The 6,000-nt window shown below is 35.1% G+C and carries 7 protein-coding genes, 1 tRNA gene and 1 pseudogene; 8 read left to right on the forward strand and 1 reads right to left on the reverse strand.

Going from position 1 to position 6,000, the window contains the following annotated elements; all coding sequences use genetic code 11:
* The first annotated feature begins 1,838 nt into the window (after nt 1-1,838).
* The 8 genes and pseudogenes from BKH41_RS09790 to BKH41_RS05770 form a co-directional block, all read left to right on the forward strand.
* Complete coding sequence (locus tag BKH41_RS09790; protein WP_180762747.1) at nt 1,839-2,033, forward strand: hypothetical protein; 195 nt, start codon at nt 1,839-1,841, stop codon at nt 2,031-2,033.
* Between the two features lie 10 nt (nt 2,034-2,043).
* Nucleotides 2,044-2,565, forward strand: a complete 522-nt coding sequence (locus tag BKH41_RS05740) for a phage baseplate assembly protein V (protein WP_180762748.1) — start codon at nt 2,044-2,046, stop codon at nt 2,563-2,565.
* Nucleotides 2,562-2,846: a GPW/gp25 family protein gene (locus BKH41_RS05745; protein WP_095297886.1), complete on the forward strand. Its 285-nt coding sequence runs from the start codon at nt 2,562-2,564 to the stop codon at nt 2,844-2,846. Before BKH41_RS05740 ends, BKH41_RS05745 begins: the two co-directional genes overlap by 4 nt.
* Nucleotides 2,843-3,358 carry a hypothetical protein gene (locus BKH41_RS05750; protein WP_095297888.1) on the forward strand — a complete coding sequence of 172 codons (516 nt, stop codon included), beginning with the start codon at nt 2,843-2,845 and terminating at the stop codon, nt 3,356-3,358. Before BKH41_RS05745 ends, BKH41_RS05750 begins: the two co-directional genes overlap by 4 nt.
* Nucleotides 3,351-3,740: a DUF1353 domain-containing protein gene (locus tag BKH41_RS05755; RefSeq protein WP_095297890.1), complete on the forward strand. Its 390-nt coding sequence runs from the start codon at nt 3,351-3,353 to the stop codon at nt 3,738-3,740. Before BKH41_RS05750 ends, BKH41_RS05755 begins: the two co-directional genes overlap by 8 nt.
* Nucleotides 3,741-3,774: 34 nt before the next feature.
* The gene (locus BKH41_RS05760; RefSeq protein WP_095297892.1) at nt 3,775-3,990 is read left to right on the forward strand and encodes a hypothetical protein; all 216 of its coding nucleotides are present in this window, start codon (nt 3,775-3,777) and stop codon (nt 3,988-3,990) included.
* Entirely contained in the window at nt 3,968-4,243 is a 276-nt protein-coding gene (locus BKH41_RS05765) for a type II toxin-antitoxin system RelE/ParE family toxin (RefSeq protein WP_095297894.1), read from the forward strand. Before BKH41_RS05760 ends, BKH41_RS05765 begins: the two co-directional genes overlap by 23 nt.
* Nucleotides 4,243-5,394: pseudogene (locus BKH41_RS05770) on the forward strand (terminase gpA endonuclease subunit); the annotation flags it as partial. The gene BKH41_RS05765 and the pseudogene BKH41_RS05770, both read left to right, overlap by 1 nt.
* On the opposite strand, the gene BKH41_RS05775 reads toward BKH41_RS05770, so the two are convergent.
* Nucleotides 5,394-5,464: transfer RNA gene (locus tag BKH41_RS05775), tRNA-Ala, on the reverse strand. The pseudogene BKH41_RS05770 and the gene BKH41_RS05775 overlap by 1 nt on opposite strands.
* Between the last annotated feature and the right edge of the window lie 536 nt (nt 5,465-6,000).

The following is a 6,000-nucleotide window of genomic DNA, read 5'->3' on the forward strand; positions in this document are numbered from 1 at the left end:
TTCTTTTTGAAATCTTGAGGGCAAATTAATTGTGATAATTTTCTTTGTTTTAGTAGTATAACGGAATGAAAATATTAAAATTTAATTTGCTTGCCAATCAACTCAATCTTGACATCTGATAAAAGTAATTCTTTTCTTTGGATTTGATATTTTTGATTTTAAATCAGTTGATCAGAATTCCTTGTAGATTAAAAAATAATAAAAGAAATATTATTATGGTGGAGCGTAGGGGGGTCTTATTTGAATCTTACAAACCACTAAAAAAAGGGATTTAAGGTTTATTTTTTTCCTAATTTTTTCCTAGAGAGGGCTTAAAGTGCCTATATTACGGGCTTTATAAGGGTTCATTAGAAAAAGTGATTTTTTCCTAAATCTTGTAAAGCCGTTAAACAGGGAGTTTATTTTTTATATGTCGCAAATCGAATCCCCGTATAGAAACCACTGAATGTATGAAATGCCATAAATAAGGGCTTTCATTTTTTAAAATTTGGCGACAAATTAAATCAGGGATTCTAACCCACGCCTGCAACCCCCATAGATATGGACTTTTGTTTTTTTTATTTTCCTAATTCTAATCAATTTTAGCAACTATTTGGACTAAAAAGGCGACCTCAACCTGTTGAGTCGTTTCTCTTATAGGCGGAGCTTTTGAAATCGGTTTTATTGATTAATTCTTTAAACTAATTCCAATCTGTTTTTAAACCTGAATTACCGCTGAATCTGACTATTGCAAATCCCCCTATTTCCGCCCTCTTTTTTAACCAAATTTCGCCAACCATTTTCCGACAAACTTCCAAAAAAGAATTGCTTATTTTCCGCTGAATCTAACTATTGCAACCCCCCTGATTTCCCGACAATTAATAACAATTGACTCCAAACTCTCTAAGCGCGCACGCAACAACCTTAAGCGTTTGTTTTTGACTCTTATTGAATTGTCAAACTGCATAATTTCAATAGATGAGGTTCTGCACGAAACATCTCTTAGTTGTAGCTAGAAACTGCATAGAAATCTAGTATAAAAATGATAAGAATTTAGTAGAGAAACTGCAGAAAAAAAATAATAAGAATTTGCAAGAAATTAACCTAAAAAGAATATTGAGTTTTTTATAAAGAGATTACAACTGAAGCTTAAGAAGAGAATGAGAGGGTAGAAGATTTAATAACTGCCTAAAACATTTTACCCTAACAATCTTAAGATTATTATTCTAACACAATAATTCAAACCATAGACTATTGATTGATTGAACTTAACCAGTCTCTAAGCTAGATTATCTTAACATTCAAATGGAGCGCAACTTTTTATTTTTTTTAGTTGGCTCTCATTCCAATTCATAAAACCAAATGGGAGGGAGACCCCCCTGTTTGGGTCCTTCCTAGCACACTCCCACCTATTGCGGTTGCCCGCCCCCGAAAAACGCAGATTTGTGATTCAAAAAAGTTCAGTTCATATTCATATAGAAATTAAATTTTAAAATTACGACTGAATCAATTTTAAAGACAATCCCTAATCTTTTAAAACTTAAGGCGTTTAAAGGGTCTTTAAACGTTATTTAAACGGCGTTTCAATGTTTTAGCAACAAGCCAAACAATGCCCTGATTACGCCCTTTTACCCTTGACAAATTTAAAAAAACTCATCTAGAAATTTCGTGATTTTGATATGAAATGGGCGTTTTTTAGATTTCATATGGCTTTAGAATGTTTTAAAAGAGTGATACTTTATGAAACAAACAGAAGAAATTTTAATAATTTTATTCTATTCTTACTAACCATTTACTTTAACAACTCTTATTTACAAGTCCAAATGTTATAATTTTTAAAATGACAAGCAAGGACAACAATGGATTCCGACATCTTAAGCGCTCAAATTAAAACCGCACTCCAAGCCAAAGGCTTTGTCTCCACAACCGAAAATGAAGCTTTTATTGAAGTATTATGCAAAGAAATCATTAAGCACATTGTTACCCAAAGCACTATCGTGGTTACCACCGCAGGCACTGCCACCGCACAGACTGGCACGGGAAAAATTAGTTAAAGGAGGGGCTATGTTTGGAGAAATTTCTATCTACATCGCTCCGATTATCGAAGCAAAGGGCAATCAAATCAAAGTGAATATCTGCGGGACTCACACCGATTTTATCACTTATTTAAGCGTTTCTAACGCTTTTAAATCCTGCTTCACACCGCCCCAAGTCGGTGAAAATGCTCTTATCTTTCATTTCAAAGAATCGGATTTATTTCTTTGTATGGGGTCAATCCCCAAACCCAATCCTGATTTATCTCAAGATAAAGAAATTATCACCTATGCCGATGGCACAACCCTGAGTTATGACACGCAATCCCATACCTTAGAAATTCAATCAGAAGCCAACATTACGATTCATTGCAAACAAGCAAACATTCAAAGCGATGAGGTCTCTATTGAGTGTAAGAGTGCCGACATTAAGGCAGACAGCATCAATCTAGGCGATAGGGGCGGAGGCGGGGTCATTACCACACAAAGCATTTGCCCTTTTACGGGCGCCCCCCATCAACAAGGATCCACTAAAGTAAAGGCGACATTATGAAAACAATCCAAACTCCAAATTACAAACTCTCCATTAATGAGAATTTAAATCGAATCTTTAAAACTAAAAAATATTCAATCCCACTTAATCCTAACTTTGGACTTAGCTACGACTGGATAGACAAGCCCCTGACCCCCGAAACAAGACTGGCGATTACTGAAGAAGTTCAAGAGCAAATTAGACTCTATGAACCCAGACTTAATATTCAAGATATTGCTGTGAGCTTTGAAGAGAATAAACTCATACTTACAATCAATTCAGACTATAAGGTCGCCATATGATAGTTAGCACCAAGGAGCTTAGCGATTATATCGGAATCACTACCCGCCATATCTACTCTTTAGAGAAAATTCAAGTCTTTAAAAAAGAAGATAAAGACTCTTGGGATTTGGCTTCAAACTTTCAAAGCTATATCAAGTATAAAACCGATAATGTTGATGAGGGTTCAGACTTAGGTAAGGTTCGCTTAGAAAAAGAGAAGATTGAGAAAAAATTAAAAGAAATCCAATACCAAGAAAAAATCGGCGCACTCATACCTATTGAAAAAATTGCAAAAGAATTAGAAGACATCGCCATTACGATTTCAAATAAACTCTATGCCCTCCCCCATCGCCTTAAACAAAAGCATAAAATTGCTACAAATTTACAAAACTTCATCACACAAGAAATCGAAGTAGTCTTAAAAGAGTTGAAAGATCCTGAAATCTATCATCAAAAAGCCTTAGAAGTGCAAGAGAATAGAGAAAAAGAGAGGGAGGAAATCGATTTAACAAAGGAGAATCAAGATGAGTAGCTTTACCACGCCATTAAAAGGCGAAATCTTAGATAATGGCAACTTATTAGTTAAAGAGGAATTTGACTATTATCGGGAGGAGAATAACGATGAGGTCATCAAAGTGCCTGCGGGCTTTGAATCTGACTTTGCCTCTGTTCCATTTCTCTTTAGGGTCTTAGTGAGTCCCATTGGAAGACATTCTAAACCTGCAGTCCTCCACGATTATTTGTGCGAACTCTATCACAAAGGGCTTGTTAATCGGGATTATTGCGATAAAGTTTTTAATGAAGCGATGAAAGTTAAAAAGGTCTCTCCCTATCATCGAATCGTATTATATGCAGGCGTGCGGGTATATGCGTATTGGTTAAGAGTGAAGCAGTGGTTTTTAAAATGGAAGTAATTTTGGATAGAATAAGAAAAAATAAGGAGTTTGAATGCAAGAATTAACCATAAAAGTGCAAGATGATTTTTTACCCGCTTTTTTTGACATTCTAAAACAAATGCCTCAGGATAAAGTAGAGCTTAAAAAACCCGTTGATGAAATCAAAGAGTTGATAGAGAGAATTGATGCGGGTCTTGAGGTGCTAAAACCTCTTGATTGGGAATATTTTGATAGGGTTATTGAAAATGCAATTGCTAATAACAGATAGATTTGAATATGAACTAAGTCGAATATTGGTTTTTATAGCAAAAAACAACCCTCAAAATGCTATTGATTTTAAAAATTCTTTGATGATAAAGCTTCAAAATACAATCTCTATGCCCTATGCTTGTAGAATAAGCGCCAAATTTAATCAAGAAAATATCAGAGAATTCATCTTTAAGGGCTATACAATTATTTATAAAATCACAGAAAACATAGAGCTTTTAGGTATCTATAGAGATAATATTTGGGGTTCCTGATGTCCTCCCCTCTAAAATCTGCCTTTGCTAACGCCATATTCATTAAACCCCGCCTCACACTCTCAGAGTGGAGTAACACTTATCGGGTGCTATCTCAAGAAAGTTCAGCAAATTTTGGAAGATTTGAAGCCCTTAGCTATCAAATTGAACCAATGAATGTGATTTCTGACCCTGACATTCAAGAAGTCGTTTTAATGTGGGGGAGCCAACTTGGAAAATCTGAAATCCTAAATAACACGATTGGCTATTATATCCACCAAGACCCCAGCTCCATTCTCTTCCTTTTACCCTCAGAAGATATGGCAGAAGATTATTCTAAACGCCGACTTGCTCCAATGTTTCGAGATTGCAAGGAATTAGGCAACCTGATTTATGCAAGAGAATCCAATAATACGATTTTAATTAAGAATTTTAAAGGCGGTAACCTTGCATTAGTTGGGTCTAACTCCCCATCTAAACTTGCAAGTAAGCCCATTAAAGTATTGATTGTTGATGAGGTGGATCGGTGTGAAAATACTAAAGAGGGTCATAGTATTGATTTGGCTCAAAAACGAACCAACACTTACTATGATAGAAAGATAATTAAGGTTTCTACCCCTACGATTAAAAATAATAGTGTGATTGAGAGAGAATTTGAAGGAAGCGACAAGCGTTATTACTATGTGCCTTGTCCTGAATGCGGTTACAGACAAATTCTCCTCTTTGAAAATATCAAATGGGAGCAAGATGAGAAAGGCGAACACGATTTAGAGAGTGTTAGGTATGCTTGCGTGGAGTGTGGGAGCTTATGGAGCGAACAACAGAAGAATCAAGCAGTTATTAAGGGGGAGTGGCGTGCCACTCAAAAAGGTAAAAAGAAAGTCGGATTTTTCTTAAACGGACTCTATTCTCCATTCCTCCCACTTAAAGACATCGTTAAGGACTTCTTGGAGTCTAAAGAAGATATCCATAAGTTTCAAGTTTTCACTAATACAATAAAAGCAGAGACATTTGAGCCGCCTAGCATTAAATTTGAAGAGAATGAGTTGTATGCAAGAAGAGAGGATTACACGCCAACGACTCTTCCTAATGAAATTGTTTTTATTACTTGTGGGATTGATGTGCAAGATGACCGATTAGAGATGGAATTCAAAGGCTGGGCGGAGGGATTTGAGTCTTGGGGGTTCGAACCCCTGACCTCGACGCTGCCAGCGTCGCGCTCTCCCAACTGAGCTAACACCCCTTCAAATCAAAAAGATTATTTTACTATAAATAAAATAAAAATCTAAGTACTCAACATCTAAGCCCAAAAGCAATGTGACTTTTCTAAAAAACAAATTGCAGAGTTTGGAAAAACCTGTAATAATAATTATTATGATTTATCCCTCGCAAATATTTAAAAATTTCAGTTAAGATTTTATATTTTGGTAAAACTTTTTTTGAATATTTGATTTAAATGTAACACTTTCTCATTAATATCAAACCATAAATCTTTATCGGAAACTTGACGTATTTCTATTCAGTTGTTGCTTCTCTAGTTTAGTTTGAATAGCTAAAATTCAAGTTTTACCTTATCCTCAATTGTATTTTCAATAATTTTGTCAAAATAATCTCAATTGATAGGTTTTAACATTTTTAATACTATGCTCCAATATCATTTGCCATCTTTTTGCCAAAGATTTCAGATATCACACCAAAGCGTTCTGAATCATCTAAATCATTTAAAGAATGGAACAAATCTTTAATGGCTTCTTGTGGGTTATTTTGAATATCTTCTT

Origin of the sequence: Helicobacter sp. 12S02232-10, from assembly GCF_002272895.1 — a bacterium.
Classification (GTDB): Bacteria; Campylobacterota; Campylobacteria; order Campylobacterales; family Helicobacteraceae; genus Helicobacter_J.